The organism is Streptomyces sp. NBC_00005 (genome assembly GCF_045160215.1).
Classification (GTDB): domain Bacteria; phylum Actinomycetota; class Actinomycetes; order Streptomycetales; family Streptomycetaceae; genus Streptomyces.
Genome location: NZ_CP108316.1, coordinates 6,514,885 through 6,541,852, shown reverse-complemented (window position 1 = coordinate 6,541,852; position 26,968 = coordinate 6,514,885). Strand labels below are relative to the sequence as shown.

The window sequence follows — 26,968 nt, the reverse complement described above, 5'->3', positions numbered from 1 at the left end:
CAATTCCGCCTCGAAGCGTAATCAAGATCTTGATCTTGGATCTTACGGATGGGTGAAATTCGCCCCTGAATCAAGCCTGAACGGCCCCTGACGGCGACCGCGGTTTGTTCTGGGCGTCAACAACTGGACATACAGGCCTGCAAGATCGAGACTCCGGACGGTCTCGCCCCGATGCGTTGCACATCCTCGGTAGCAGTGGTAAACCGTCCGGGATGTTTTCAGCTGGCTGATTCCCTGCTTCCGTTTCACCTTCCCCCTGGCCATGACGTGGGAAAATGTGATCTTCTGGGCAGTACTGACGGAGTGTCGAGAGAAACGAGGGCCGCCAGCCGGACCGACACTCCAGCCGGGCGGGTGCCTGGACCTCACAAACAAACCGTCAAGTCCGTTTCCTGGACCGAGGGATGAAAGGATTCAGGCAAGTGGGACTACAACAGGACAGGGCGATCCGTACCCGCCGGCTGATGCTGAAGTCGGCGGCCGAGGTCTTCGACCGCGAGGACTACGCCTCGGCCAGACTGTCCGACATCAGCGCGCGGGCCAACATGAGCACGGGCGCGCTGCACTTCCACTTCGCGAACAAGGAGGACCTGGCCCAGGAGGTCGTCAGCGAGGCACGCGACATCCTGTGGCGCGCCGCGCGCCTCGCGTACGAGAGGAACTCCGAGCCGCTGCAGGCCCTGGTCGACATCTCGCACACCCTGAGTCAGTTGCTGTCCTGGGACGTGGTGTCGCGGGCCGGACTGCGGCTGGACAACGACCGCTCCCGCCGGGGTCCGCAACAGTTCATCCAGACGTGGCACGCCTGCGCCCAGCGCCTGCTGGACCACGCCCGGCAGGAGGGCCGACTCGCGGCGCAGGTCCAACTGCAGGCGCTGACCTGCGCGATCGTCGCGGCCACGACCGGGATAGGCGTACTGATCAAGGGGGGCGACGGAGACCGGACCCGGCTGGCCTTCACGGGGTTCTGGCAGGGCTTCCTGCCAGGGCTCGCCGCACCTGAGCTGCTCTGCGGTCTGAGCCCCGGCGGAACCGGCGACCTCGTCGAGTACGCGGTGGCCGCCTCCCGTTATCTGCCCTACGTCCCGCAGGAGAAGGTCACCGCCGAGGCGGCGGTGACGGGGGTGACGTGATCCGGCCCCGTGCCGGATCCAGGTCCGGTTCCGGGTCCGGCGGCGGGTTCCGGTACGCGTCGGCGTACCGGGGGAAGCGCTCGGCGAACACGGCACCGGGGTCGCAGCCGAGGTCGGTCCAGACCCGGTCGTCGGTGAACCAGTGGTCCGCGGCGAGCAGTTCGAGGTGGTGCCGGGCGAGCGGGTGGTCGTGGAGCCGGGCGCGCGCGGCCTCGGCCGGGATGCCGGGAGCGGCCTCCGGAAGGAGACCGTACGTTTCGGCGACCGCCGCGAGCAGGTCCTCACCCGGTACGGGATCCGGGTGGTTCACGAAGTGGACACGCCCCTCGCGGACCGCCGGTACCAGCGCGGCCGAGAGCAGCACGTGCCCCAGTGTCCCGGCGTCGATCATCGACTGCCGTCCGAGCCGCCCCGCCGGCCGTGCCCCGAGCGCGCGCAGCAGCGTCAGGACGCCGGGAACCACCCAGCGGTCCCCCGCCCCGTAAACCAGATGAGGGCGCAGAACCGTGCCGCCGGCTGTGAGGACATGGCGCTCGGCCGCCGCCCTCGTGCGGCTGGTGTCCGACACCGGCGCGATCGGCGCCTGCCCGGGCCGTACTCCGCGAAACGGGCCCCGGCCGTGCACCGCCGCCGTGCTCAGGTGCACGAACCGCTCGACCCCGGCGCGCCGGGCCTCCTCGACCAGGGCGAGCGTGCCCAAGTCGTTGACCCGCCGCAGCAGTCGGGCGTTGCCGCCGATCCTGGCGGCGCAGTGGACGACCGCGTCGACGCCGTCGCAGACACCGCGCAGTGAGGCGGGATCGGTGAGGTCGCCCCGTACATACGCGACCGGCGCCCCTGCCGGGAGCGGTGGTCCGCTGGACGGCGGGCGGGTCGCCGACGGGAGTGCCCGGACCAGCAGCCGCAGCCGGACGTCCCCCGCGACGCCGGCCGCGGCGACCACATGTCCGCCGACGAAACCGCCCGAGCCCGTCACCAGGATGTGCCGGCTCACCTGCTCGTCCGTGCGGCGCCGCCCAGCGTCGCGGTGAAGACGGGTTCCTCCCGCTGCCCCTGCAACCCCTGCACGCGGACGACGGCCCCCTGCTCCGCGCACACGTCGTGCCGGGCCAGGATCCAGCAGGGTTCGGCCAGTTCGCAGTACTTGTGGAAGAGGATCCGCATCGACGCGGGGTGGAAGACGTGCCCGGGCGTGAGCGCGGTGGCGGCCTGCCGTGCGGCTTCGAGGAGCACCATGCCGGGGACGTGGTCGTTGGGGCGGGCGAAGAGCGTGAGGTTCCCGGTGTCCAGACGGAGCCGCCAGCCGGGACGGTGCTTGGCCTGCGCGAGGACGACATCCCTGCGGTCGTCGCGGCCGGTCTCGTACAGCGCGACGGCGGGCAGCAGCGGCAGCGGACGTCCGATGGCGGCCATCCGCTCGCTCCGCAGCCTGCGGTAGACGCGGGCCGAGACGCAGCCGAGGATGCCCATGCTGGTGGCGAGCAGCCGGCCCAGGCGCTGGAAGCGCAGGTCGACCCGCATGCCGATGAGGCGCCCGGCGCGCAGCTGGACGTCGGAGCACTCGACCACGACCTCGATCGCGCCCGAGGCGCCCGCCACGGTGAAGTCCGGTGTCTCGACCCGGTGTCCGAGCTCCTTCATCACGAACTGGTCGCCGACCGGGACCCCGAACTCGGCGTGGGCCAGCATCATCGTCACCTGCCGGGTGGTCTCGGCGACGAGCAGCGGGTCCTGACGGCCGTCGGGCAGCGGAGCGAAGAAGCGGTGTGCGGCGGGCCAGTTCACCGTGACGAGGAAGCACCCCTCGGCGAGGCGCAGCCAGTCGACGGGGAACCGGTCCTCGGCATACGGGCGGTGGCAGAGCTCGGGGGTGGCCCGGCCGTCCGGGATCAAAACCGGGGCGTCGGTCCGGTATGCGGGCCGTGCAGTGGGGCTTTCGTGGTGGACCCGCTCGGCCTGACCGGGAAGCAAACCGCCTTGTCCGTCCGGGCCTTCCACGGTGGCCCCCGAAGCCGCGACGGGCGCCTGCGTTACGGCTTCCACCTGCGTTGATGGGGGGGAGTTCAAGGGGGGTGAACCGGCTTCGGCGGTGGAGTCGGATCGTTCCCGTGCTGGCTCCAGACCCGTAGGAGAGTCAAGGAACCGGTCGACTACGGATATCACGCCATCAGCCATGGTTTGCCCCCTGAGTCGATACATGGAGGGATCGCTCCCCCCTCGACAAAAGACTGACAGTCCGGTTCTCTTTGTGCGGGGACCTGACCAAGCTCTGACATAGAAACAGGCACGGACGCCATGGCACGTCAAGCACGAGCAATCCAGACCCGCAAGTCGATCCTGCTGGCGGCCGCCGCGGTGTTCGACGAGCGGGGTTTCGGCACGGCCACCATCACGGAGATCATCGCGCGGGCCGGTGTCACCAAGGGGGCGCTCTACTTCCACTTCTCCTCGAAGGAGGAGCTGGCTCTCGGGGTGATCGCGGCCCAGCTGGAGCTTGGCCCGCTGCCCGCGCAGCGCACGAAGCTCCAGGAACTCGCCGACCAGGGCCTGCTGTTCGCGCACCAGCTGCACCACGATCCGCTGACCCGGGCCAGTGTCGGTCTGGCGATGGACCAGTGGGGCGAGAAGGCGGAGGGCGGCAACCCGTTCCACGGGCGGCCGTTCCAGTCCTGGACGGACCGGCTGACCGAACTGCTCGTCGAGGCGCGCGAGCGTGGGGAGTTGCTGCCGCACGTGGACCCGGCGGAGACGGCGGAGCTGCTCGCGGGGTCCTTCACCGGCATCCAGTGGACGTCCCAAATACTGTGCGAGCGCAAGGACTTGACCCGCCGGGTGATCGTCTTGTTCCGCCACCTCCTCCCGAGCATCGCGATGCCGCAGATACTCCCGACGCTGGACCTGGCCCCCGACCGGGCCGAACGCCTCCTCGCGTCACGCGACGCGGCACTGGAGGCGGAGGACGCGTCCATCGACGAGGAGGACGAGGCGGCGGCGGAGACCGACCCCGCCTCGGAGACCGATCCCGCCGCCCCGGAGATCGACACCGCTTCGCAGGCGGACGTCGCTTCGGAGGCCGACCCGACCTGGGAGGCCGGCGCCGCCCCGGAAGGCGGCGCCGTCCCGGAGAGGCAAGGCGTCACCGCCCTGGAGGGGGACGGCGTCACCGCCGAGGAGGGGAACAGGAGCGCTGCCCCGGAAGGGCATGGCAGCGCCGCCTGACCGGCCGGTCCCGCACGGCAGCGGCAAACCGGCATCCCGGTCTCCTGCCGCCCGGACCACTCCGGCGACGCCGACTCCCCGCACCGGAGCGACCGAAGCCGCGCTCCCCGAACGATCAGCCCGCCGTCCCGCCGGGCCCCGTACGGTCCAGTGGTGGGGTGGTCCCGGAGGCGTCCTCCAGGCGGTAGCCGACGCCTCGGACCGTGGTGATCCACCCCTCGCCCAGCTTGGCGCGCAGGGCGCTGACGTGTGTGTCCACCGTGCGGGTGGAGATGGCCCACTCGTCCGCCCAGACCCTGGCGATCAGGTCCCGGCGTGAGATCACCGTCTCCGGTGCCGAGGCCAGCAGGAGCAGGATGTCGAACTCCTTGCGGGTCAGGTCCAGCGGCTGTTCGCCGACCCAGGCCTCCCGCGCTCCGGGGTCCAGCCGCAGCGCCCCGCAGGACACGCCGGCCGGACCGCCACCCGTGGCGACGCGCCGCGTCACCGCGTTCATCCGGGCGATCAACTCCCGGAATCCGTACGGCTTCACGAGGCAGTCGTCCGCTCCCGACCGCAGGCTGAGCACCCGGTCCAGTTCGGTGTCCCGGCTGGTGAAGGTGATCAGCGGCGTGCCGCCCCGGGCCCGGATCTCGGCGCACACCTGAAGACCGTCGAGATCGGGCAACTCCAGGTCGAGCAGGACGACTTCGGCCTGCTCCCACGCCTCGAGCGCCGCCCGCCCGGTACGGACCCGCCGGACCTGATGGCCGTTGCGCACCAGGCGGCAGACCAGCGGCTCGGCGGTTCCGTCATCCGGATCGATCACAAGTACGCGCATGTGCACCCCACACCGGGCCGTGCCCCGGCGGCGCCACGCGCCCGGGGCCCGCGGCCCGGACGGTCACTCGCCCGCCGACCGGGTGTGCACCACGCGGTAGGTGTTGGAGTCGCGCCAGATGGCCAGCGCGTCCACCCGGGCGTCGGTCCTGCGCCGCTCCGCCGACCGCTGTCCACCCGGCAGTTCGCGGAACGCGTCGTACGCCTCCTTGCTGTCCCACTGCGAGTAGACGACGGCCCACTTGCCCTCGATGCCACGCCCGCGCAGACCGCGCAGGACCGTGTGGCTGCGGTACCCCGCGACTTTCTGGAGCCAGTCCTGGGAGGCACCGAGCTCCTCGACCAGGTCGTCCTGGTGCTTCTCGGCGACGCCGTACAGGTCGATGACCGTGTAGTCCTCGCGCTCCGGCCCGATCTCGGTCGGCCCGGCGCCCGGCTTCTGCTGGGTGAAGACCGCCTCGTTCTGGAGCAGCCGTATCGCGGTGGTGATCTCACCGAACAGCGGCAGCGTGCGGTGCTTGAACTCCTCGCCGGCGTACCGGGCTTCGAGGTCCTCGGTGGAGCGCCACTGGATGAAGTTGGCGGTGCCGAACTTGGTCTGCCCGCTGTGCACGGTGCTGGAGATCCAGCCGTCGTAGGCCGCGGCGTCGACGATCTCGCGCATCGCGGCGAGCAGGCTGTCCTGCTTCTCGGCGGAGTCGGTCGAGAACAGGTTGAGCACGGTCAGGTTCTTACCATCGGCTGCGATCTTCGGCATTATCTCTTCTCTTCCGGTCGATCGGTTGATGAAAGAAGCAGAACTCGAATTACTGGGTCAGCGCTTCCCGACCAGCATGACAAGCCATCAAGGTCCCCTGAAGGCCGCTGCGTTCAGGACTCCGCGCGGATTGTCAGGTCTTTTCCACCAGCGTCAGGTCTTCGGTAGCTACGTCAGGTCTTCGACAAGTGCTCTTGGGTGCCCATTGGCGCGCACGGGATACTCGGGTAATGAATTCAGGCACGGCTGCAGCCGAAATCAGCACCTTGCTGGACCGATATCTGATCGGCCTGGACGAAGACAAACTCGACGACGCCTGGGCGCGCGCGCTGTTCGACGAGGACGCCCGCGTCGAGTTCCCGATGAGCCGGCACGCGGGCGTCGAGGGACTCGCCGCCTGGCACCGGCAGGCACTCGACGCCTTCGCCCGCACCCAGCACCTCAACTCCCCTGCGGTGGTGGACCTCACCGGCGAGCAGCGGGCGGTGCTGCGTGCCAACCTCGTCTCCACCCACGTGCACCACCCGGACGCGCCCGGCGACCCGCTGTTCGTCTCCGGCACCCTCGTCCGCGGCGAGGCCCGGCACACCGAGCACGGCTGGCGTCTGACGGAGCTGTCGTTCCGGCCGGTCTGGTCGACGGGCACCCCGCCCGGGCCGCGGGACTCCCGATGACAGCCCTGGCGGCCGGGGTTCAGGACCGGCAGATCGCGACCATGCTGCTCGGCATCGGCGTGATCCTGCTGGCCGGTGCCGCGCTCGGGTCGCTCGCCCGCAGGCTGGGCCAGCCCAAGGTGATCGGCGAGATCACGGCCGGCATCGCGCTCGGCCCGAGCTTCCTCGGCCTGTTCCCCGGTGACCTGACGGATCGTCTGTTTCCGGTCGACGTACGTCCGTTGCTCTCGGCCGTCTCGCAAGTCGGCCTGGTCCTCTTCATGTTCGTGGTCGGCTGGGAGTTCGAGCGGCGCCTGATACGGCCGTACGCGCGACTGGCGGCGGGGGTCTCGCTGTCGTCCATCGCGATCGCCTTCGGACTGGGCGTCGGCGCGGCGGTCGTCCTGTATCCGCACCACGACACGGTGGCCGGCCACCACATCTCGTTCACCGCGTTCGCCACCTTCATGGGCACCGCGATGTCCGTGACGGCGTTCCCCGTGCTGGCGAGGATCCTGACGGAGAACCGGCTGATGGACACCCGGGTCGGCACCCTGTCGCTGGCCAGCGCCGCGATCGACGACGTCCTGGCCTGGTGTCTGCTGGCGTATGTCTCGGCGCTGGTCAGCTCGGACGGCGACTACGCGGGCCTGGCCCGGATCGGGGCGCTCAGCGCGGTCTATGTCGCGCTGATGTTCCTGGTGGTGCGGCCGCTGGTGGCCCGGCTGGTGTGGCGGTGGGCGGCCATGGAGCGCTGGAGCCTGCTGCTCGCGGTGCTGTGCGCGGGGGTGTTCGCGTCGTCGTGGCTGACCTCGTGGATCGGCATCCACCAGATCTTCGGCGCGTTCCTGTTCGGCTTCGTCATGCCGCGCGAACCCAGGCGGGTGCTCGCGGCGCACCTGCGCCGGCCGCTGGACGACGTCAGCCTCATCCTGCTGCCGGTGTTCTTCATCGTCACCGGTCTCGGTGTCGACCTCGGCGCCCTGACCGCGGCCGACTGCCTGGGGCTTGCCCTGGTCATCGGCGTGGCCTGCGCGGGCAAGCTGCTGGGCGCGATCGTCCCGGCGCGGCTGTCCGGCCTGTCCTGGCGCGAGTCCAAGGACCTGGGCGTGCTGATGAACACCCGTGGCCTGACCGAACTCATCATCCTCAACGCCGCCGTGAGCCTCGGCGTGCTCGACGGACGGATGTTCACCATCCTGGTGATCATGGCCCTCGTGACGACGGCGATGGCGGCCCCGCTGCTGTCCCGGCGCGAGCACCTCACGGCCGGCGCGACCCGGAAGGTTCCTCCACCCGTCGCGGACGCGACCGCGCCGCACACCTGACGAGAGGGCTCACGTGATACCCGTCCAGCCGTTGTCACAGCACGGCCGACACCTGCAGCAGCCGCCGGTCGACGGCCATGCGCTGCGCAGGGTGTGCGGCAACTTCGCCACCGGCGTCACCGTCATCACCACCGGCGGCCCCGAGGACGGCGCCGCCACCACGGTGAACTCCTTCACGTCCGTCTCGCTCGACCCGCCGCTGGTGCTGTTCTGTCTGCACCGGCAGTCCCGGCTGCGCCCCGCCCTCCAGAAGTCCGGGGGCTTCGTGGTGAACTTCCTGACGCGCAGTCAGGCAGGGCTCGCATGGAAGTTCGCGGGCCGTGAGTCGGCACGCCTGGCGGAGGTCCCGCACCACCGCTCCGCGAGCGGACTGCCGGTCCTCACCGAGGCGTTGGCGTTCCTGGAGTGCCGTCTCACCGACGAGTACGACGGCGGCGACCACGCCATCCTGCTCGGCGAGGTCACCGGCCTGGGCACCTCCACCGCAAAGGCCGACCCCCTGGTCTTCTACCAGGGCGCCATGCGCGTCCTCGACACCGATGCCCCCGCGCCCGCCCGCGGTTAGCGGGCGCCGCACGTCATCACTGCACGGAGGCCGGGGGGTCCGCCTCGTCGAACTCCTGCCTGGCCCGCTCGACCTTCTTGAGGTTCTCCGTGGACCACTCGGCGAGGTGGGCGAAGATCGGCGCCAGACTGCGGCCGAGTTCGCTGATCTCGTACTCGACCCGGGGCGGCACCTCGGGGTGGTACGTGCGCACGACCAGCCCGTCACGCTCCATCTGACGCAGCCGCTGGGTGAGCACCTTCGGCGTGATGGTGCGGATGTTGCGCTGGAGTTGGACGAAGCGCTGCCGGCCGAGCGCGTGCAGCGTCCACAGGATCGGTGTCGTCCAGCGGCTGAAGACGATGTCGACCACCGGGGAGACCGGGCACGCCAGTTCCGAATCGACCTTCCCGCCTCGCGCGGCCGTGCTGCCCATGGCTCCGGTGCTGCCCATTCGGTCCCTCCCGGGAAGTCACTTTCCTCTAGGTACCTACTTTACCCAGGATGCTAGCTTCCCGAAAGACGGTGAGCGGACCACCGCTCCCGGCTCCGCGCCATGTCCGTCCCGTCCGGCTTTCTCCGCCGGCTCTCCCGTCCCTATGGAACCCGTCCGTCATCTCCACAAGGAGCGACATGTCGACCCATGAGTCGTTGCGCCTTCCCCCCGTCACCGACGATTCGGCCCCGCCGCGCCGCCCCGGACTCATCCTGGCGTTCCTCTGCCTGGCCGGCTTCATGACCTTCCTCGATGTGTCGATCGTCAACGTGGCCCTGCCGACCATCGAGGACGAACTGCACATCTCCCAGACGTCCCTGCAGTACATCGTCACCACGTACGGCATGCTGCTCGGCGGCTTCCTGCTGCTGGCCGGCCGGCTCGCCGACGCCTTCGGGCGCCGCCGGATGCTGCAGACCGGCCTGATCCTCTTCGCCCTCGCCTCGCTGTTCGCCGGGCTCGGGCAGAGCGCGGCCATGCTGATCGTGGCGCGCGGCGCCCAGGGCCTCGGCGCCGCGTTCATCGCGACCGCCGCGCTGTCCCTGCTCGCCAACAACTTCGAGGAGGGCGCCGAGCGCAACAAGGCGCTGGGTGCCTGGGGCGCGCTCAGCGGTATCGCCGCCGTCGCCGGCGTCACCCTGGGCGGCGTGCTCACCGACGGTCCGGGCTGGCGCTGGATCTTCTTCGTCAATGTGCCGATCGGCCTGGTCTGCGCGGTGATCGCGCCGAAGATCGTCGGCGAGAGCCGCGCGGCGGAGCGCAGCCGCTCCTTCGACGTAGCCGGTGCCGTGACGCTGACCGCCGGTCTCGTCCTGCTGATCTTCACCCTCGGCCAGACCGTCGACGACTCGGACGTCCCGATGGGCCGTGTCTACGGCGGCTTCGCCCTCTCGGCGGTCCTCCTCGTCGCGTTCGTGCTGATCGAGCGGCGCACCGAGGCCCCGCTGATCCCGCTCGGCGTCTTCAAGCGCAAGTCGCTGCGGGCCTCCAACGTCGTCGCCGTCCTGCTCCTGGGCACCTGCGTCACGCTGTTCTTCTTCGCCAGCCTGTTCATGCAGCAGGTCCTCGGCTGGTCGGCCCTGAAGACCGGTCTGGCCTACGTCCCGCTCGCGGTGATCGTCGCGGTCGGCGCGGGCGTCGCCTCCCAGCTGGTGACCAAGGTCGCCGCGAAGCCGGTGCTGATGACCGGCCTGACGCTGACCAGCGTCGGCATGTTCCTGCTGTGGCGGGCCCCGTCCGACGCCTCCTACGCCGTGGATCTGCTGCCCGCGTTCCTGCTCTCCGGTCTGGGTCTCGGTCTCTCGTTCGTCCCGGTGCAGGTCGCCGCGTTCACCGGCACCCAGGAGGACGAGTCCGGTCTGTCCGCCGGTCTCATCAACACCGCGCAGGAGGTCGGCGGCGCCCTGGGCCTCGCCGTGGCCGCCACCTACGCCTTCCGCCAGGTCGAGCAGCTGACCAAGTGGGCGGACGGGGTGCCGGCGCGGGTCACCGAGGCGCGCACCGAGGTCTTCCACGACGCGTTCCTCGCGGGCGCCTGCTTCGCCGCGGCCGGCCTGCTCCTCACGCTGATCCTGCTGCCCTTCACCAGGGCGTCGGACCAGCCGGCCGCCGCTCCCGCCCACGCCTGAGATCGGAACCCCGCCACAGATCGGAACCACGCCATGCCGACGTCACCCCGGTTGTCCCCCGCGGCCGAGGACTTCCTCGCCGAGAACCATCTGTGCACCTTCACCACGCTCCGCCCCGACGGCTCTCCCCATGTGACGCCCGTGCGCTTCACCTGGGACGGTGCGGCGGGCCTGGCGCGGGTCATGACCGCGGTGACACGGCGCAAGGCCAGGAACCTGCTGGCCGCGCCCGGCAGCCGGGCCTCCCTCTGCCAGACGGTGGGGCCGCACTGGATCACCCTCGAGGGCACCGCCACCGTCAGCGACGACCCCTTACGGATCCAGGAGGGGGTGCGCCAGTACGCCAAGCGGTACTGGACGCCGCCGCCGGAGCCGCCGGGCCTGGTCGTGATCGAGATCGAGGTCGACCGGGTGCTGGGCCTGCTCTGAGGCCGACCGAGGGTGCCGGAAGTCGACTTCCGGCACCCTCGCGTATTTCCGCTGTCTGACGCAGCTGCAGAACCTCTGACGAAACTTGTCAGAGACCTGTACTTTCCGCCGTTCAGCTTCCCGGACTCCCCCGGAATACTGGAGAAAATCCACTGGGAGAGGAAACATGGATAACTTTCATGCCGACGTGATTGTCGCCGGGGCCGGCCCCTCCGGACTCATGCTCGCCGGTGAACTCCGCCTGGCTGGGCTGTCGGTGGTCGTACTCGACCGCCTGGCCGAGCCCATGCAGCAGTCCCGGGCGCTCGGCTTTTCCGCCCGTACCATCGAGGAGTTCGGCCAGCGCGGACTTCTCGATGAATTCGGCCAACTCGAGACGATACCCTTCGGGCATTTCGGTGGACTGCCCATTGACTATCGCATCGTCGACGGCGGCAATTTCGGCGTCCGCGGTGTTCCGCAGTCGCGGACCGAGGCCATTCTGCATGCGTGGGCGACCGGTCTCGGTGCCGAGATCCGCCGCGGGCACGAGGTCGTCGGCATGACCCAGGACGACTCGGGCCTCGCGGTGGAGGTCGCCGCCGCCGACGGCGTCGAAACGCTGCGCGCCGCCTACCTGGTCGGCTGTGACGGTGCCCGCTCCACCGTGCGCCGCCTGGCCGGCATCGACTTCCCCGGCACCAACGCCACCATCGAGATGCTCATGGCCGACGTCGCCACCAACCAGCTGCGCATCCGCCCGACCGGCGAGGTCGGCGAGTCCGGCATGGTCGTGGTGCTCCCGCTCGGCCCGCGGGCCACCCGCGTCGTCGTCTTCGAACGCGGCGCCGGCGTCCGCCCGACCCAGGAAGCGCCCACGTTTCCCGAGGTCGCCGCCGCCTTCCAGCGCGTCACCGGCGAGGACATCACCGGCCACCAGCCGCTGTGGACCAGCTACTTCACGGACGGCAGCCGCCAGGCCGCCGAGTACCGCCGGGGCCGGGTCTTCCTCGCGGGCGACGCCGCCCACATCCATCTGCCCATCGGCGCCCAGGGCATCAGCGCCGGCGTCGGCGACGTGGTGAACCTCGGCTGGAAACTGGCCGCCTCGCTCAAGGGGTACGCGCCCGAGGGCCTCCTGGACACCTACATGTCCGAGCGCCACCCCGTCGGCGCGCGCATCGTCGCCAACACCCTCGTACAGCGATCCCTCTATCTCGGCGGCCCCGAGATGCAGCCGCTGCGCGAGCTCTTCGGCGAGCTGGTCGGCATCGAGGAGGTCCGCCGCCACCTCGTCGGCCTCGTCACCGGCCTGGACATCGCCTACGACATGGGCGAGGGCGAACACCCGCTGCTCGGCCGCCGGTTGCCCGACCAGGAGCTGCTGGTCGGCGACGAGAAGACCAGCACGTACGAACTGCTCAACCGCGGCCGCCCGCTCCTGCTGAACCTGCGCGGGGGCGACGCCCTCACCGAGGCCGCCGCCGGCTGGGCCGACCGCGTCGACGTCGTCGCCGCCTCCCGGCCCGACCCCGCGGCCCCCGCCGCCGACCTGCTGGTGCGCCCCGACGGCTACATCGCCTGGATCGGCACCGACGGCTCGACCGACGGTCTCACCACGGCCCTTCAGCGCTGGTTCGGCGTATCCGCAGACAGCTGACCGCACACCCGGCCGGCGCCGACGACCTGCGCCGACGGACCGTCAGAAGAGGAGTTCCGAGTTGACCGGGAAGGCCGAGACAGAGATGCCCACCAAGGCCGGCACAGAGAAGGCCACACAGAAGCAGGCCCCGAAGGCCGGCGAGCACACCGAGTGCGACGTCATCATTCTGGGCGCCGGGATCGGCGGCTCGATCACCGGCGCGATCCTGGCCCGGCAGGGCGCCAAGGTGGTGCTCGTCGACGCCGGCCAGCACCCGCGGTTCGCCGTCGGTGAGTCCCAGAACCCGCAGCTCGTGGAGTGGCTGCACATCCTCGCCGTGCGCTACGGCGTCCCCGAGATCAAGCACCTGCTCGACATCAAGGCGGTCACCGAGCACATCGGCGCCCACCACGGCAGGAAGCAGAGCTTCGGTTTCGTGCGGCACGTCCCCGACCGGGAGCCGGATCCGCGCGAGGCGACGATGTTCGTCATCCCGAAGATGCTGACCGAGGCGTCGCACATGTTCCGCCAGGACACCGACACCTACTACTTCAACGTCGCCGCCAAGTACGGCTGCACCCTGCGGCAGAACTGGCGCGCCACCGACCTGGACTTCGACGACGACGGCGTGACCGTCACCGGCCACAGCGGCGAGGTCTTCCGCGCCAAGTACCTCATCGACGCCAGCGGCTTCCGCTCGCCGCTGGCCCAGAAGTTCGACCTCCGTGACAAGCCCTCGCGGATCAAGCACCACGCGCGCTCCCTGTTCACGCACTACGTCGGCATCAAGCCGTACGACGACGTGTGCAACTACCCCGAGGCGCTGCGGCCCCCGGCCGAGTCCCCGTTCCACGGCGGCACCCTGCACCATCTGATCGAGCGCGGCTGGTTCTGGATCATCCCGTTCGACAACCACAAGGACTCCAGGAACCCGATGTGCAGCGTCGGCCTGACCTTCGACGAGCGGCTGTATCCGCAGCCCAAGGACAAGACCCCGGACGAGGAGTTCAACCACTACCTCGACATGTACCCGGCCGTGAAGCGCCAGTTCGAGGGCGCGCAGCGGGTGCGGGAGTGGATCTCGACGCCGGACCGGATCCAGTACTCGTCCCGGCAGACGGTCGGTGACCGCTGGTGCCTGATGTCGCACGCGGCCGGCTTCGTCGACCCGCTGTACTCCCGCGGTCTGTCCAACACCTTCGAGGTGGTGGACGCGCTGTGCTACCGCGTCCTGGAGGCGCTGCGCGACGACGACTTCTCCGCCAAGCGGTTCGAGTACGTCGAGCGCCTGGAGCAGGGGCTGCTCAAGTACAACGACATGATCGTCGACAGCTCGTACATCGCGTTCTCCCACTTCCGGCTCTGGAACGCGGTGTTCCGGGTGTGGGCCTGCTTCACCACGCCCGCCACCATGCGGCAGATCCAGGCCCGCCAGGAGTTCACCCTGGACGGCGACGACCGCCACTTCCGGGAGATGGAGAACTCCCCCTACCCGGGCCTGTGGTGGCCCGACAGCCACGCCTTCAAACACCTCCTCGACGTCACCCACGAGACCTGTGTGCGCTACGAGGAGGGCGAGATCGACGGCGACAAGGCGGCGGACCTCGTCTTCCAGGCCATCAACGACTGCGAGTCGGTCAACACGCCCTTCGGCTGGAAGGACGGCGAGGACCACCGCTTCTACCGGGCCACCACTCCCACGATGGTCAAGTTCATGTGGTGGGCGAGCACCAACGGCCCCAAGGAGATGCGGGACCTCGGCCGCTCGATGCTCAAGGGCGTCGCCAAGTCCGCCGTACGCGGCCGCAAGGTCTCCTGACCGCCGCCGGACCACTCCGACCGGCCCGCACGGGGCGCGGTGCACCCCCACGCGCCGGCCCCGTGCGGGCCCACTCACCGACCTCTCTCCACCCCACCCGCATCGACTCTGGGACACCGTGTGATCAGTCGTAGAACCCTGCTCGGCGCCGGCTCGGCCGCCGCCGGACTCTCCCTGCTGCCCGCGGCCCCGGTCGCCGCCGAAGGCTCGACGACGCCGTGGAGCCGGCTCGCGGCCAGGCTCTCGGGCCGGCTCGTGCTGCCCACCGACCCCTACTACACCGTCGCCCGCCAGGTGGAGCTGGGCCAGTTCGACGCCGTCGACCCGCAGGCGGTCGCGTACTGCGCGAGCGCGGCGGACGTCTCGGTCTGCGTGCGCTTCGCCCAGGACCAAGGCGTCCGTACGGCGGTCCGCAGCGGCGGCCACAACTACGGCGGCTGGTCCACCACCCCGGGCATGATCATCGACGTGTCCCGGCTCAACGCCGTTGCGGTGAAGAGCACTTCGGCGGTGGACATCGGCCCGGGCGCGCAGAACGTCAACATCCTCAACGCGCTCGCCCCGCACCACCTGGTGGTCAGCGAGGGCGGCTGCCCGACCGTGTGCGCCGGCGGTTTCCTCCAGGGCGGCGGCTTCGGCTTCCTGACCCGGCCGACGGGCATGGCCTGCGACGCGGTGACCTCCGCCGAGGTGGTGCTCGCCGACGGCCGCGTGGTGACCACGTCGGCGCAGCAGTACCCGGACCTGTTCTGGGCGATCCGCGGCGGCGGTGGCGGCAACTTCGGCATCGTCACCCGCTTCACGGTCACCCCGCACAGCGGCGACCAGATGGCCATGAGCAACCTGATCTTCCCCTACGACCGCATGGCCGACGTCCTCGACGGCGTCGCCCGGTGGCTGGTGGACGCCCCGCACACCATCGGCGGCGGCGCCTACCTGGTGCAGCCCGACGCCGCTCCCGGCTCGGTGCCGCAGGCCAACGTCTTCCTCGCCTCCCGCGGCACACCCACCGAACTGGCCGGTGAGGCCGCCCGGTTGATCGCCCTGACCGGTGCTCCCCTGCAGCGCCAGGACGGCGTCATGACGTACCAGCAGCTCATGATGATGATCTTCGGCTGCGCCACTCTCACCGAGGCCCAGTGCCAGCGCTCCGAGAAGACCCCCGAGGGCACGCTGTCCCGCCCGGCCTACGGCCTGGAGCGCACGCGTATGGGCAGTGAGCCGTATGCGGCGAGCGGCTGGGCGGACGTGATGACGGCGTTCGACGCCAACCGCAGGGCGGGGCAGGCCCGTTACCTGGACCTCCACTTCTTCGGGGGCGCCGCGAACGACGTGTCGCGCACCGCCACCGCGTACGTGCACCGTGACGCGCTGTTCTCGGTGAACTACCGGGTCCTGATCAACGACCCTGCCCAGGTGACCGACGAGGCCAGGTCGGTGGCGAACTCCTGGGCCGACAACGGCTTCGCGACGGTCGACCCGCTGTCGAACGGCGAGACCTACCAGAACTGGATGGACCCCTCGCTGAAGGACTGGAAGGAGTCGTACTACGCGGAGAACTACGCGCGGCTGACCCGGATCAAGTCCAAGTACGACCCGTACCGCTTCTTCCGCTTCCCGCAGTCCATAGGCACCCCCTGACAGCCCGCGAGGCCGCCGGACAACGGGGTCCGGCGGCCTGGCGGGTCAACTGCCGTACGGGATCAGGGCTTACGGCCGTACCAGCCGACCAGGCGGTCGATGGCGGGGGCGTCCTCCGGGACGTCCACCACGGGGCCGAACGGCACCTGGCCGCCGCGCGGTTCGCGGGGCACGGCACGGTGCATGGCGGCCAGCGGAGCGGCCAGGACGGCCTCGTCCCACTCGGGGTTCTGGCCGGTGGCGCTGGCCAGGTCCCAGGTGTGCAGCACGAACTCGTTGGTGTAGATGATCGCGGCGACGGCGCCGGGGACGGGCCCCCAGGGCAGGCCGATCTCCCGGCCCAGGATCGCCGGGTCCGACCAGACGGACCTGAGCTTGTCGGCCCCGGCCGCCCAGGCCTCGGCCCAGGCGCCGTCGGCGACGTCCTCGGCGAAGTGCGGAACGCTGAAGAACTGTCCGCCGGCGCCGATCACGGCAACCCTGCGGACCACGGAGACAAGGTGATTGGACAGTTGACGCACCGAGTAGTCCGGACACGGCGTGGTGCCGTCGTAGTGCTCGGGCCGCACCGCGGCGAGCACGTCACCGGCCAGACCGACGGCCTTCAGCAGTCCGTTGCGGGGATCGGCGAGGGGCGGCGCGGCAGAGGTGTTCGGAGCGTTCGTGGGGTTCGTCATGTCCTCGAGTCTCCGGGCCAAACAGGACACCCTCCGGCCACTTTCCACGAAAGGCTGATCACTGATGCGAGCTGACCGACTGGTGGCGGCCCTGCTCTTCCTCCAGGCGCGCGGCCGGGTGACCGCCGCGGAACTCGCCGCCGAGCTGGAGGTCTCCGAACGCACCGCCCGACGCGACCTGGAGGCCCTGACCGCCTCCGGCGTCCCGGTGTACGCGCAGCGCGGCCGGGGCGGCGGCTGGCGTCTGGTCGGCGGTGCACGGACGGACCTGACCGGACTCTCCGCACCGGAGGTCCAGGCGCTGTTCCTGGCGGCGGGCGCATCGGCGGCCTCCCCCGAACTGCGGTCCGCATTACGGAAGTTACTGCGCGCCGTACCGGAACCGCTGCGCCCGCACGCCGAGGCGGCTGCCCGGGCACGGATCGTCGACGACCTGGACTGGTCGCGTACGGCCGTGATGGCGGACGGCGTGCACCATACGGCCCTGGAGCGGGCGGTGCTGGACGGCGTGCGGGTCCGGCTCGGCTACGCCCGCCCCGGCGGCGTACCCCGCGAACGCACCGTGGACCCGCTCGGTCTGGTCCTCAAGGCGGGCCACTGGTACCTGGTGGCCGGCACCCCGGACGGGCTGCGCTCCTTCCGGCTGGACCGGGTGATCTCGGCGGAGCCGACCGACGAGCCGGTTCGGCGGCCCGCCGACTTCGATCTGGCGGCCGCCTGGCGCACTTTGGTCACCCGGCTCGAGGACCGGCTGCTCGCCACGACGGTGACGGCGCGGGCGGAGCAGGACGCCCTGCCGTTGCTCCAGCGGCTGTTCGGCGGGCGGTTGAGCATCGGCCGGCTGCTGGCGGACGGCCGGCGGGAGATCGAGGCCGCCGGACCGTCGGTGGAGGTACTGGCCGCGCAGCTGGCGGGCCTGGGGGCCCGGGTCGAGGTGGTGGGTCCACCCCTGGCGCGCGAGCACCTGGCCCGCCTCGGCCGCACCCTCACGGCGCGCTACGAGCCCCTGCGCGATGCCGCAGCAGCATAGTCACTTTCCTCTAGGTACCTACTATACCGAGGATGCTAACGTCTCGGACATCGCCCAACTCCACCCTTTATTCACGACTTTGGGAGTTCTCATGATCGTTGTTACCGGTGCCTCCGGAAATGTCGGCCGCCCGCTCGTCGAGGCGCTCGCCGCCGCGGGCGAGAAGGTGACGGCCGTGTCCCGCAATCCCCTCTCCCACGACCTCCCGGAGGGAGCTCGGCATGTCCGCGCCGATCTCGCCGATCCCGCCACCCTGGGTCCGGCCCTGGACGGCGCGGACGCCCTGTTCATCCTGCTGGCCGGCGAACTGCTCGGCGGCGGCGCACCCGCCGTCGACGTAGTGGCGGCGGCCAAGGAGGCCGGCGTGCGGCGCGTGGTGCTGCTCTCCTCGCAGATCAACGGCACCCGCCCTAACGCCCTTTCGCACGGCCGGCTGCGGGAGTTCGAGGAGGCCGTCCGCTTCTCCGGCCTGGACTGGACGATCCTGCGCCCGGGCGGCTTCGCCTCCAACGCCTACGCCTGGATGGAGTCCGTCCGCACACAGCGCACGGTGATCGCCCCGTTCGCCGACGTGGCGCTGCCGGTCGTGGACCCGGCGGACATCTCCGAGGTCGCCGCCGTGGTGCTGCGCGACGCGGGCCACTTCGGACAGACGTACGAGCTGACCGGCCCGGCCGCGGTCACCCCGCGCGAGCAGGCCGAGGCGCTCTCCGCGGCGCTCGGCGAGCAGGTGGGCTTCGTGGAGCTGACCCGCGATCAGGCGCGCGAGCACATGGCGCAGTTCATGCCCGAGCCGGTGATCGACGGCACGCTGGACATCCTCGGTGAGCCGCTCCCCGCCGAGCAGCGGGTCAGCGCCGACATCGAGAAGGTCCTCGGCCGCCCGGCCGGCCCCTTCGCGAGGTGGGCGCAGCGCAACGTCCACGCCTTCAAGTAGGTCCGGCGCCTTCGAGCAGGAGGCCCGACTCCCCAGCACCGCCCCGGATCCGGAAATTCCCCCGTACGGATCCGGGGCGGCCTTCTTCCCGAGCGACGCAGGGAGACCGTCATGGAAGCCGCAGCCACACAGGCCGAGACCGCGACCGCGGCACTGCTCCGTCTCACCCGCGAGGCTCCACCGGCGGACCCCGAGCAACTGGCGGACTGGCTGGACGCGTCCGCCGCGCAGCTCGGCACGGCCCTCACCCACCTGACGGCCCTGTGCGCCACCCTCCGCGACGCCACGCCGCTCAGCTTCCACCGCCCCCAACTGGCCGACTGCGCGGACCACTTGACCCGGGCGACAGCAAGCTGGAACCAGCTCCGGGCCGACCACGCCTGCCCCGGCGTCCTGTGACACCGGGGCAGCCGGCCCGAGCGCCCGTCAGCCCAGCCCCCAAGCGCGCCCCATCCGATACGCGGCACACAGGTTCACGTCGAGGATGTAAGACCCGGCGGTCCCGCACTGTTCGCTGCCGCTGCCGGGGTCGACGGGCTGCCCGTGCCCCATCCCCGTGATGCTGTACGTCTCGACGACGGCGTTTCCGCTCGCGTTCCGGAAGACCTGGTGCGGATACCCGGCGACGGTGTCACTCACGTCCGCCGTCTGGTCGGCCCCCTGCACATCGGTCCACTGCTTCATCAGGTCGGTCATGTTGACGGGCTTGACGGTGTAGTCGGCCGTGCCCTGGAAGACGGTGAGTGTGGGCCAGGGTCCGGTGTACCCGGGCCGGGCCGCCCGCACCCGGTCGCCCCACTGCTGCGCCGTCTGCGTGGCGCCGACGTACATGCACACCCATGGCGACCCGGCTGCCTGCGCACACCCGTACGGCAGCCCGGCGACGACGCCGCCCGCGGCGAATTTCTCCGGATAGTCGGCCATCATCACGGCGGTCATGCCACCGCCCGCGGACAGCCCGGTGACGTACACGCGCGAGGCGTCCCCGCCGACGTCGGCGAGCTGCCGGTCCAGCATCTGCGCGATGCTCGCGGCCTCGCCCTGGCCCCGCTCCATGTCCCCGCTCTGGAACCAGTTGAAGCAGTTCGACGCGTTGTTGCCGCTCGACTGCTGGGGCAGCACCACGGAGAACCCCCACCGGTCGGCGAGCTGGATCCACCCGCTCCCGGCCCCGTAACCGGCGGCGTCCTGTGTGCACCCGTGCAGCGCGACGACGACGGGCCGCCCGGACGGCAGCCCGTCGGGGACGTACCGGAACATCCGCAGCGCACCGGGATTCGACCCGAACCCGGTGACCTCCTGAAGGGAGGCGGCAGCGGCTCTGCCCGGGGTGAGGAAGGCAGCGATCAGCGCGACCAGAAGAGTCGCGAGGACGGTGACGTGACGTACGGCTCTGGTCTGTGTCATGGGGAGGGACCGTAGAAGCGTGAACCAGCCGCCGATATGTCGCCGGACCCCATAAACACAACGAGGGCCCGGTGGTCTGTGACCACCGGGCCCTCGTCATGACAAACATGGAGATTGTGGAGATGGCGGGAATCGAACCCGCGTCCAACGGTGCAGAATCAGGGCTTCTCCGTGTGCAGTTCGCTGAGATTTTCTCGGCCCCGGTGATCACGCGAACAAGTCGCCGACGGGCCCAGTCACTGTTTGATTTCCCATCGAACCCCGTGACCGGGCTCGATGGTTTAGTCCCCTAGATTATGCCAGGGTCCGGGTCGGGAACACTCCCGGGCTGACACCCGTTAGGGCCTTCACTCACTGCTTATTAGGCAGCGAGGGCGAAGGCGCGGGAATCGCTCTTGGAATTGGCGATTATTGGTTGCGACATATGGTTAACGAGATCATTGCCGCTTCCTCGACACGCTTCCCCTGTTTCAACAGCCGCTGTCGAAACCGATCATCCCCATGTTGTTTTTTCAATCCTCCGAGGAGGCCCTCCGGAGAGGGTTGCGCACCCGCTGTGAGGTGCAGTGCCATCGTACGTGACCAACGCGCACGCGTGCCACCGTATTCCCGCTCGGTACGCGCCCGCTATGCGCCCCGCTGCTTCCGCTTCGCCGACGCGATCGCCCGGTCCGACTCCCGCCGGTCCTGCTTCTCCCGCAGCGTCTGGCGCTTGTCGTACTCCTTCTTGCCTCGGGCGAGGGCGATCTCGGCCTTCGCGCGGCCGTTGCTGAAGTACAGGGCGAGGGGCACGATCGTGTGACCCGTCTCCTGGGACTTGGACTCCAGCTTGTCGATCTCCTCGCGGTGCAGGAGCAGCTTGCGCTTGCGGCGCACGGAGTGGTTGGTCCAGGTGCCCTGGTGGTACTCCGGGATGTGGGCGTTGTGCAGCCACGCCTCGCCCTGGTCGATCTGGACGAAGCCGTCGGTCAGCGAGGTCCGCCCCTCACGCAGCGACTTGACCTCGGTGCCGGTGAGCACGATCCCGGCCTCGTAGGTGTCGATGATCGCGTAGTCGTGCCGGGCCTTCTTGTTCTGGGCGACGATCTTGCGCTTGCCGCCCTTCTCGCCGTCCCTGGCCTTGCCGACCGTCGCACCGCCCTGTTTGGGCTGGTTTTCCTTCGGTACGTACATTCCCTTACTCATAGTGCTGTCCATTTTCGCACTACGCAGGGGTGTCCGGGCCAGCCTTTAATCGGCGTCGCCCAGTCCGCCGAGCACGGTCTCGGCACGCTCCACGGCGGCCTGGCCCGGCGCGGTGACGTCCAGGTCGGGGGTGATGCCCCGGCCGTCGACGCTGCGGCCGGAGGGGGTGCGGTAGTGCCCGACGGTGAGTTCGGCGACGGAACCACCGGGCAGCTCGCTCGGCATCTGCACCGAGCCCTTGCCGAAGGTGCGGGAGCCCACGACGACCGCGCGGCCGCGGTCCTGCAGGGCGCCGGTGAGCAGCTCGGCCGCGCTCATCGTGCCGCCGTCGACGAGCGCGACCAGGGGTCTGGTGGTGTCGCCGCCGGGATCGGCGTGCAGCGCCTGCTGCTCGCCGTTGACGTCGTACGTGGCGACGAGGCCGCCGTCGAGGAAGGCGGAGGCGGTGGTCACGGCCTCGGTGACCAGGCCGCCGGAGTTGCCGCGCAGGTCGAGGATGATCCCGGAGCCGACGGGTGCCTGCCGTACGGCGGTGCGGACGATGTCGCCCGTGCCCTTGGTGAACGCGGCGATCTTGATGACGGTGACCCCGCCGGCGAGCTTTCGAACGGTGACCGAGTCCGTGGACAGCAGGGCCCGGCGCAGGGTCTCGGTCCACGCGCGCGTGCCTCGCTGGAGGCCGAGCTTCACCGCCGTACCGGCGGGCGCGTCGGTGGCGTCGCCGCGCAGCAGGGAGACGACCTCGGTGACGGGCTGCCCGTCGACCTTCTCGCCGTCGATGCTGCGCAGCCGGTCGCCCCGGTGGATCCCGGCGGCGGCCGCGGGCGATCCGGAGGCCACCTTGGTCACCTCGATACGGCCGTCCTGCTCGCGTCGCGCCCACAGGCCGACCCCGGTGTACTGACCGTCGAGGGCTTCCTCGAACTCCTCGTACTCGCCCTGGGAGTAGACGGCGCCCCAGCGGTCCCCGCTGCGGCTGACGGCGCGCTCGGCGGCCTCCATGGGGGACTTGCCGTCGGCCATGGCCTCCTCGGCCGCCTTGGCCACTTCCTCGTGATGCCCGGCGGGAACGGCCGAACGGGCCGCGCCGGACGCGGACTTCCGGTCGGCCTCGGGAAAGGAGCCGGTCGCCGCGCCGGCCACGAGCACGCTCGCGAAGACCAATGTCAGGGCGGCCCCGCGGCGGATGCGGCGGGGCTGGCAGAACAGGTCACGACCTGACATGCCGGTGAGTCTAGGACAACGCGAAGGGCCGTACGGCCGGTTGACCGTACGGCCCCCTTGGCATGCGTCACACCTTCAGGTACTTGCGCAACGCGAAGAACCCGGCCAGCGCGGGCATCAGCAGACTCGTGGCGAGGATGAGCGGCAGCTTGGTCAGAACGGCGTCCCAGCCGATGAAGTTGATCAGATTCAGCTTGTGGGACAGGTCCAGGCCGTGGTCGATGATGAAGTACCGGGCGACCACCAGGAACCCGCAGGCGACCGTCCCGCCGATGAGCCCGGCGACCGCCGCCTCCATGATGAACGGCGCCTGGATGTAGAACCCGGAGGCGCCGACCAGCCGCATGATCCCGGTCTCCCGGCGCCGGCTGAACGCGGACACCCGCACGGTGTTGACGATCAGCATCAGCGCCACGACGAGCATCAGCGCCATGACGGCCCGGGCGGCCCAGTTCATGCCGTTCAGCAGCCCGAAGAGGTTGTCGAGGATCCCCTTCTGGTCCTGCACGGACTGCACCCCGTCGCGCCCGTCGAAGGCGGTGGCGATGACCTGGTACTTCTCCGGGTCCTTGAGCTTGATCCGGTACGACTCCTGCATCTGGTCCGGCGTGAGGGAGCTGGCCAGCGGGGAGTCGCCGAACTGCTGCTTGTAGTGCTTGTAGGCCGCGTCCTGCGACTCGTAGCTCACCTTCTGGACGACCGAGGTCATCTTGTCCAGGTCGGCGAGGATGTCCTTCTTCTGGTCGTCGGTCACCGCGCCCTTGGCGCAGTTGGGGTCGGACTCGGCGTCGCTCTTGTTGCAGAGGAAGATCGAGACGTTGACCTTGTCGTACCAGTAGCCCTTCATGGTGCTGACCTGGTCGCTCATGAGGAGCGACCCACCGAACAGGGCGAGCGACAGGGCGACGGACACGATGACCGCGAAGGTCATGGTCAGGTTGCGGCGGAGACCGACACCGATCTCGGAGAGTACGAACTGGGCGCGCATGGCGTCTTCTTCAGGCCTTTCCGTGGACGGTCGCGGTCAGTGCTGGTAGCCGTAGACGCCGCGTGCCTGGTCGCGGACGAGGCGGCCCTTCTCCAGCTCGATGACGCGCTTGCGCATCTGGTCCACGATGTTCTGGTCGTGCGTGGCCATCACGACGGTCGTTCCGGTCCGGTTGATCCGGTCGAGCAGCTTCATGATGCCGACGGACGTCTGCGGGTCGAGGTTGCCGGTGGGCTCGTCGGCGATGAGCAGCTTGGGCCGGTTGACGAACGCGCGCGCGATGGCCACACGCTGCTGCTCACCACCGGACAGCTCGCCCGGCATCCGCTCCTCCTTGCCGCCGAGTCCGACGAGGTCGAGCACCTGCGGCACGGACTTGCGGATCTCGCCCTTCGACTTGCCGATGACCTCCTGCGCGAAGGCGACGTTCTCCGCCACCGTCTTGTTCGGCAGCAGCCGGAAGTCCTGGAACACCGTTCCCAACTGGCGCCGCATGTGCGGCACCTTCCAGTTGGAGAGGCGCGCGAGGTCCTTGCCCAGGACGTGCACCTGACCGTGACTGGCCCGCTCCTCGCGGAGGACCAGCCGCAGGAAGGTGGACTTTCCGGAGCCGGAGGACCCCACGAGGAACACGAACTCGCCCTTCTCCACTTCCAGGGAGACATCCCTGAGTGCAGGACGGGTCTGCTTGGGGTAGACCTTGGAGACGTTGTCGAATCGGATCACGGATGCACCACGGGTCGCCGGGGGTAGATGTGCGTGACCATACGCGAGTCGGGTGTGCAACCGCAGGCGACGGTAGAGGTTGAGTGGGTCTTGCGCCTTTTGTACCGGGAAGGTCGGCGGGCGTAGGGGGCGCGGGGCCGTATCGGGGTGCGGCCGCACCGAGAGACGAGCCTCACCCACCCTCTGCGGGCGACCCCGCGCACCCTCCGGAGGAACCTGGCACAGTAGGTAGGGGAACGTTCTCGCCCCCGAGGACGTTGTCTACGTGGAACCGGCGCAAGGAGGGCGAGCGCATGACGTACGACCGGCTGGTGTGCGCGAACTGCGCGGCGCCCGTGAGCGAGGGCCGGTGCCCCGTGTGCCGCGCGAACCGCGAGCGGCTGCAACAGGAGAACTTCTTGGCGGGGCTCAACCCCATGGCGCTGATCGCGCTGCTGGCGGTGCTGATCGCAGCGGTGGCGCTGCTGGCGCACCAGACCGCATAGCGCGCGGCACAGGGGCACACAGACGCCCGAGGGGCCCGGAGCGTTGCACGCTCCGGGCCCCTCGTCGTACGTCGTCGTACACGTTCCGTGTACGGACGGCTACCGTCAGGCAGCCGCACCGCCGCGGCCGTTCACCAGACGCGGCAGCATGCGGAAGCCGATGCCGCCGGCGATCATCGTGGCGGCACCGACCAGCAGGAAGGTGGTCTGCCCGGCGCCGGTCTCGGCGAGCTGCGCACCGCTGCCCTGGGCCGAGGTGTCGGACGAGCCGGTGTCGGTGAGGGCCGAAGAGCCCTCCTCCTGCGCGGAGTTGTCGGAACCGCCGTCGGGGTCGGTGTTGTTGTTGCCGCCGGTGCTGCCATTGCCGCTGCCGTCGGTCGGGGCCGCGGTCGTGGGCTCCTCGGTCGGCTGCGTCGGCTCCTCGGTGGGCTCGGTGGGCTCCTCCGTGGGCTCGGTCGGCTCGTCGGTGGGGTCCTCGGTGGTCGGCGGGTCCGTCGGCAGCCCGGTCGGCTCCGTCGGCAGCCCGGTGGGCGGGTCCGTGGGGTCGTCGAGGCCGGTGTTGACGCTGACGCCCACACCGCTGTCGTCCACGCTCACGCCGATGTCCAGCGCGGAAGCGGCGCCGGCGGCGGTCAGGGAGGCGCCCGCGGCGATCACGGCACAGGCGGCCACCCGCGCGATCCGGATCCGCGTCTTCTTCGTCATGTGGTTGCTACCCCCAGTAGCTCATCGTCATTGAGGCGGCGCTCAGGGGCAGGCCGTGATCGACGGGGACAGCTACGTGAAAGCCCCCCGGTTCACATGCGCCCCAGAGATACGCATGCCACGCTTCACCCTTCCCATTTTTCAAAGCAACGTCAAGCCCATTGCGAGCGCAATGTCCAACTACGGGCTCAATGCCGGGCATTGAAGCGTGTGAGTGTGATGTAAAACCCAGACATCGCAAGCGGAAGCGGGCACACAAAAGGCAACTGCCGCCCGGAGGACGACAGTTGCCTTGTCGACAAACTTACTTCTCCCGCTGCTTGCGCCAGCGAATTCCGGCCTCGAGGAACCCGTCGATCTCGCCGTTGAACACGGCCTCCGGGTTGCCGACCTCGAACTCGGTGCGCAGGTCCTTGACCATCTGGTACGGGTGCAGCACGTACGACCGCATCTGGTTGCCCCAGGAGTTGCCGCCGTCGCCCTTGAGGGCGTCCATCGCGGCCTGCTCCTCCTGGCGACGCCGTTCGAGCAGCTTGGCCTGGAGCACGTTCATCGCGCTCGCCTTGTTCTGGATCTGCGAGCGCTCGTTCTGGCAGGAGACGACGATGCCGGTGGGGAGGTGGGTGAGGCGCACCGCGGAGTCGGTGGTGTTGACGCCCTGGCCGCCGGGCCCGGACGACCGGTACACGTCCACGCGCAGCTCGGACTCGTCGATCTCGATGTGGTCGGTCTGCTCGACCACGGGCAGCACCTCGACGCCCGCGAAGGAGGTCTGGCGACGCCCCTGGTTGTCGAAGGGCGAGATGCGCACGAGCCGGTGGGTGCCCTGCTCGACCGAGAGCGTGCCGTAGGCGTACGGCACCTGCACGGCGAAGGTGGTCGACTTGATGCCGGCCTCTTCGGCGTACGACGTCTCGTAGATCTCGGTCTTGTAGCCCTTCTGCTCCGCCCAGCGCAGGTACATCCGCTGCAGCTTCTCGGCGAAGTCGGCGGCGTCGACGCCGCCCGCCTCGGCGCGGATGTTGACGAGCGCCTCGCGGGAGTCGTACTCGCCGCTGAGCAGGGTCCGGACCTCCATCTCGTCCAGCGCCTTCCTGACGGCGGCGAGCTCGGACTCGGCCTCGGCACGGGTGTCCGGGTCGTCCTCCTCCTCGGCCATCTCGAAGAGCACCGCGAGATCGTCGATCCGGCCGCGCAGCGCCTCGGCCTTCCTGACCTCGGCCTGCAGATGGCTCAGCTTGCTGGTGATCTTCTGCGCCTCGTCCGGGTTGTCCCACAGGGACGGCGCGGCCGCCTGCTCCTCGAGCACGGCGATGTCTGCCCTCAGCCTGTCGAGGTCCAGAACGGCCTCGATCGACTCCATGGTCGAGGAGAGGGACTTGAGCTCTTCGGAAACATCGACGACTGCCACGCCTCCAGCGTAACGGCTCCGCCAAGCGGGGAGCGCCGGGTGGCTGCCGCCGCCGAGGAAGGCGGCGAGGCACCCGGCGCCGCAGTGGGCGTGACCTGGGGGCTGC

The 26,968-nt window shown here is 69.9% G+C and carries 27 protein-coding genes and 1 other RNA gene; 14 read left to right on the top strand and 14 right to left on the bottom strand.

Annotated elements, in window-relative coordinates; translation table 11 throughout:
- Nucleotides 1–422: 422 nt before the first annotated feature.
- Entirely contained in the window at nt 423–1,133 is a 711-nt protein-coding gene (locus OG303_RS30060) for a ScbR family autoregulator-binding transcription factor (RefSeq protein WP_405872241.1), read from the top strand.
- Here OG303_RS30060 and OG303_RS30055 read toward each other — a convergent pair.
- The gene (locus OG303_RS30055) at nt 1,099–2,127 is read right to left on the bottom strand and encodes an NAD-dependent epimerase/dehydratase family protein (protein ID WP_405872240.1); all 1,029 of its coding nucleotides are present in this window, start codon (nt 2,125–2,127) and stop codon (nt 1,099–1,101) included. The two genes, OG303_RS30060 and OG303_RS30055, sit on opposite strands and share 35 nt — an antisense overlap.
- Nucleotides 2,124–3,026, bottom strand: coding sequence for a ScbA/BarX family gamma-butyrolactone biosynthesis protein (locus OG303_RS30050; protein WP_405872238.1), 903 nt, complete (start codon nt 3,024–3,026; stop codon nt 2,124–2,126). The genes OG303_RS30055 and OG303_RS30050 overlap by 4 nt, the downstream gene beginning before the upstream one ends.
- 402 nt (nt 3,027–3,428) lie before the next feature.
- Between OG303_RS30050 and OG303_RS30045 the strand changes: the two genes are divergently transcribed.
- Entirely contained in the window at nt 3,429–4,352 is a 924-nt protein-coding gene (locus OG303_RS30045; RefSeq protein WP_405872237.1) for a ScbR family autoregulator-binding transcription factor, read from the top strand.
- Between the two features lie 115 nt (nt 4,353–4,467).
- Here the strand turns inward: OG303_RS30045 and OG303_RS30040 are convergent, their stop codons facing one another.
- Both OG303_RS30040 and OG303_RS30035 read right to left on the bottom strand, forming a co-directional pair.
- Nucleotides 4,468–5,172 carry a response regulator transcription factor gene (locus OG303_RS30040; RefSeq protein ID WP_405872235.1) on the bottom strand — a complete coding sequence of 235 codons (705 nt, stop codon included), beginning with the start codon at nt 5,170–5,172 and terminating at the stop codon, nt 4,468–4,470.
- A gap of 63 nt (nt 5,173–5,235) precedes the next feature.
- Nucleotides 5,236–5,928 (bottom strand): antibiotic biosynthesis monooxygenase family protein, encoded by a 693-nt coding sequence (locus OG303_RS30035; protein WP_405872234.1) that lies wholly within the window; start codon nt 5,926–5,928, stop codon nt 5,236–5,238.
- 230 nt (nt 5,929–6,158) lie between these two features.
- Here OG303_RS30035 and OG303_RS30030 point away from each other — a divergent pair, with 230 nt between their 5' ends.
- The 3 genes from OG303_RS30030 to OG303_RS30020 are packed head-to-tail and all read left to right on the top strand — an operon-like array spanning nt 6,159 to nt 8,474.
- Entirely contained in the window at nt 6,159–6,602 is a 444-nt protein-coding gene (locus OG303_RS30030) for a nuclear transport factor 2 family protein (RefSeq protein ID WP_405872232.1), read from the top strand.
- Nucleotides 6,599–7,909: a cation:proton antiporter gene (locus OG303_RS30025; protein ID WP_405872231.1), complete on the top strand. Its 1,311-nt coding sequence runs from the start codon at nt 6,599–6,601 to the stop codon at nt 7,907–7,909. Before OG303_RS30030 ends, OG303_RS30025 begins: the two co-directional genes overlap by 4 nt.
- A gap of 13 nt (nt 7,910–7,922) precedes the next feature.
- The gene (locus OG303_RS30020) at nt 7,923–8,474 is read left to right on the top strand and encodes a flavin reductase family protein (protein ID WP_405872230.1); all 552 of its coding nucleotides are present in this window, start codon (nt 7,923–7,925) and stop codon (nt 8,472–8,474) included.
- Between the two features lie 16 nt (nt 8,475–8,490).
- Here OG303_RS30020 and OG303_RS30015 read toward each other — a convergent pair whose 3' ends face one another.
- The gene (locus OG303_RS30015) at nt 8,491–8,907 is read right to left on the bottom strand and encodes a winged helix-turn-helix transcriptional regulator (RefSeq protein WP_405872228.1); all 417 of its coding nucleotides are present in this window, start codon (nt 8,905–8,907) and stop codon (nt 8,491–8,493) included.
- Nucleotides 8,908–9,086: 179 nt separating this feature from the next.
- Between OG303_RS30015 and OG303_RS30010 the strand changes: the two genes are divergently transcribed.
- The 5 genes from OG303_RS30010 (at nt 9,087) to OG303_RS29990 (ending at nt 16,087) form a co-directional block, all read left to right on the top strand.
- A complete protein-coding gene (locus OG303_RS30010) occupies nt 9,087–10,577 on the top strand; it encodes an MFS transporter (protein WP_405872227.1) in 1,491 nt (496 codons plus the stop codon).
- Between the two features lie 33 nt (nt 10,578–10,610).
- The gene (locus OG303_RS30005) at nt 10,611–11,006 is read left to right on the top strand and encodes a pyridoxamine 5'-phosphate oxidase family protein (RefSeq protein ID WP_405872225.1); all 396 of its coding nucleotides are present in this window, start codon (nt 10,611–10,613) and stop codon (nt 11,004–11,006) included.
- A 166-nt stretch (nt 11,007–11,172) separates the two neighbouring features.
- Complete coding sequence (locus OG303_RS30000) at nt 11,173–12,645, top strand: FAD-dependent monooxygenase (protein WP_405872224.1); 1,473 nt, start codon at nt 11,173–11,175, stop codon at nt 12,643–12,645.
- 61 nt (nt 12,646–12,706) lie between these two features.
- Nucleotides 12,707–14,446, top strand: coding sequence for an NAD(P)/FAD-dependent oxidoreductase (locus OG303_RS29995; protein WP_405872223.1), 1,740 nt, complete (start codon nt 12,707–12,709; stop codon nt 14,444–14,446).
- Nucleotides 14,447–14,566: 120 nt separating this feature from the next.
- Nucleotides 14,567–16,087 carry an FAD-binding oxidoreductase gene (locus OG303_RS29990; RefSeq protein WP_405872222.1) on the top strand — a complete coding sequence of 507 codons (1,521 nt, stop codon included), beginning with the start codon at nt 14,567–14,569 and terminating at the stop codon, nt 16,085–16,087.
- A gap of 62 nt (nt 16,088–16,149) precedes the next feature.
- On the opposite strand, the gene OG303_RS29985 is transcribed toward OG303_RS29990, so the two are convergent.
- A complete protein-coding gene (locus OG303_RS29985; protein ID WP_405872221.1) occupies nt 16,150–16,764 on the bottom strand; it encodes a TIGR03086 family metal-binding protein in 615 nt (204 codons plus the stop codon).
- 64 nt (nt 16,765–16,828) lie between these two features.
- On the opposite strand from OG303_RS29985, the gene OG303_RS29980 reads away from it, so the two are divergent.
- From OG303_RS29980 to OG303_RS29970, 3 genes are all read left to right on the top strand, one after another.
- The gene (locus OG303_RS29980; RefSeq protein WP_405872220.1) at nt 16,829–17,794 is read left to right on the top strand and encodes a helix-turn-helix transcriptional regulator; all 966 of its coding nucleotides are present in this window, start codon (nt 16,829–16,831) and stop codon (nt 17,792–17,794) included.
- Nucleotides 17,795–17,885: 91 nt separating this feature from the next.
- Nucleotides 17,886–18,731, top strand: a complete 846-nt coding sequence (locus tag OG303_RS29975; RefSeq protein ID WP_405872219.1) for an SDR family oxidoreductase — start codon at nt 17,886–17,888, stop codon at nt 18,729–18,731.
- 111 nt (nt 18,732–18,842) lie between these two features.
- Nucleotides 18,843–19,130 carry a hypothetical protein gene (locus OG303_RS29970; protein ID WP_405872218.1) on the top strand — a complete coding sequence of 96 codons (288 nt, stop codon included), beginning with the start codon at nt 18,843–18,845 and terminating at the stop codon, nt 19,128–19,130.
- A gap of 27 nt (nt 19,131–19,157) precedes the next feature.
- On the opposite strand, the gene OG303_RS29965 is transcribed toward OG303_RS29970, so the two are convergent.
- The 6 genes from OG303_RS29965 to ftsE form a co-directional block, all read right to left on the bottom strand.
- Nucleotides 19,158–20,138 (bottom strand): alpha/beta hydrolase family esterase, encoded by a 981-nt coding sequence (locus tag OG303_RS29965; protein ID WP_405872216.1) that lies wholly within the window; start codon nt 20,136–20,138, stop codon nt 19,158–19,160.
- 114 nt (nt 20,139–20,252) lie between these two features.
- Nucleotides 20,253–20,639, bottom strand: a transfer-messenger RNA (tmRNA) gene (ssrA, locus tag OG303_RS29960).
- A 126-nt stretch (nt 20,640–20,765) separates the two neighbouring features.
- Nucleotides 20,766–21,311, bottom strand: a complete 546-nt coding sequence (smpB, locus tag OG303_RS29955; protein ID WP_405877562.1) for an SsrA-binding protein SmpB — start codon at nt 21,309–21,311, stop codon at nt 20,766–20,768.
- Nucleotides 21,312–21,368: 57 nt separating this feature from the next.
- On the bottom strand, nt 21,369–22,547 hold the full coding sequence (locus OG303_RS29950) for a S41 family peptidase (RefSeq protein WP_405872215.1): 1,179 nt from the start codon (nt 22,545–22,547) through the stop codon (nt 21,369–21,371).
- A 67-nt stretch (nt 22,548–22,614) separates the two neighbouring features.
- Complete coding sequence (gene ftsX / locus OG303_RS29945; RefSeq protein WP_405872214.1) at nt 22,615–23,535, bottom strand: permease-like cell division protein FtsX; 921 nt, start codon at nt 23,533–23,535, stop codon at nt 22,615–22,617.
- 36 nt (nt 23,536–23,571) lie between these two features.
- Nucleotides 23,572–24,261, bottom strand: coding sequence for a cell division ATP-binding protein FtsE (gene ftsE, locus OG303_RS29940; RefSeq protein ID WP_405872212.1), 690 nt, complete (start codon nt 24,259–24,261; stop codon nt 23,572–23,574).
- A 293-nt stretch (nt 24,262–24,554) separates the two neighbouring features.
- Here ftsE and OG303_RS29935 point away from each other — a divergent pair, with 293 nt between their 5' ends.
- Entirely contained in the window at nt 24,555–24,746 is a 192-nt protein-coding gene (locus OG303_RS29935) for a hypothetical protein (RefSeq protein WP_133931420.1), read from the top strand.
- Nucleotides 24,747–24,851: 105 nt separating this feature from the next.
- On the opposite strand, the gene OG303_RS29930 is transcribed toward OG303_RS29935, so the two are convergent.
- Both OG303_RS29930 and prfB read right to left on the bottom strand, forming a co-directional pair.
- The gene (locus OG303_RS29930; RefSeq protein ID WP_405872210.1) at nt 24,852–25,451 is read right to left on the bottom strand and encodes a hypothetical protein; all 600 of its coding nucleotides are present in this window, start codon (nt 25,449–25,451) and stop codon (nt 24,852–24,854) included.
- A gap of 304 nt (nt 25,452–25,755) precedes the next feature.
- Entirely contained in the window at nt 25,756–26,862 is a 1,107-nt protein-coding gene (gene prfB, locus OG303_RS29925) for a peptide chain release factor 2 (RefSeq protein WP_405872208.1), read from the bottom strand.
- Between the last annotated feature and the right edge of the window lie 106 nt (nt 26,863–26,968).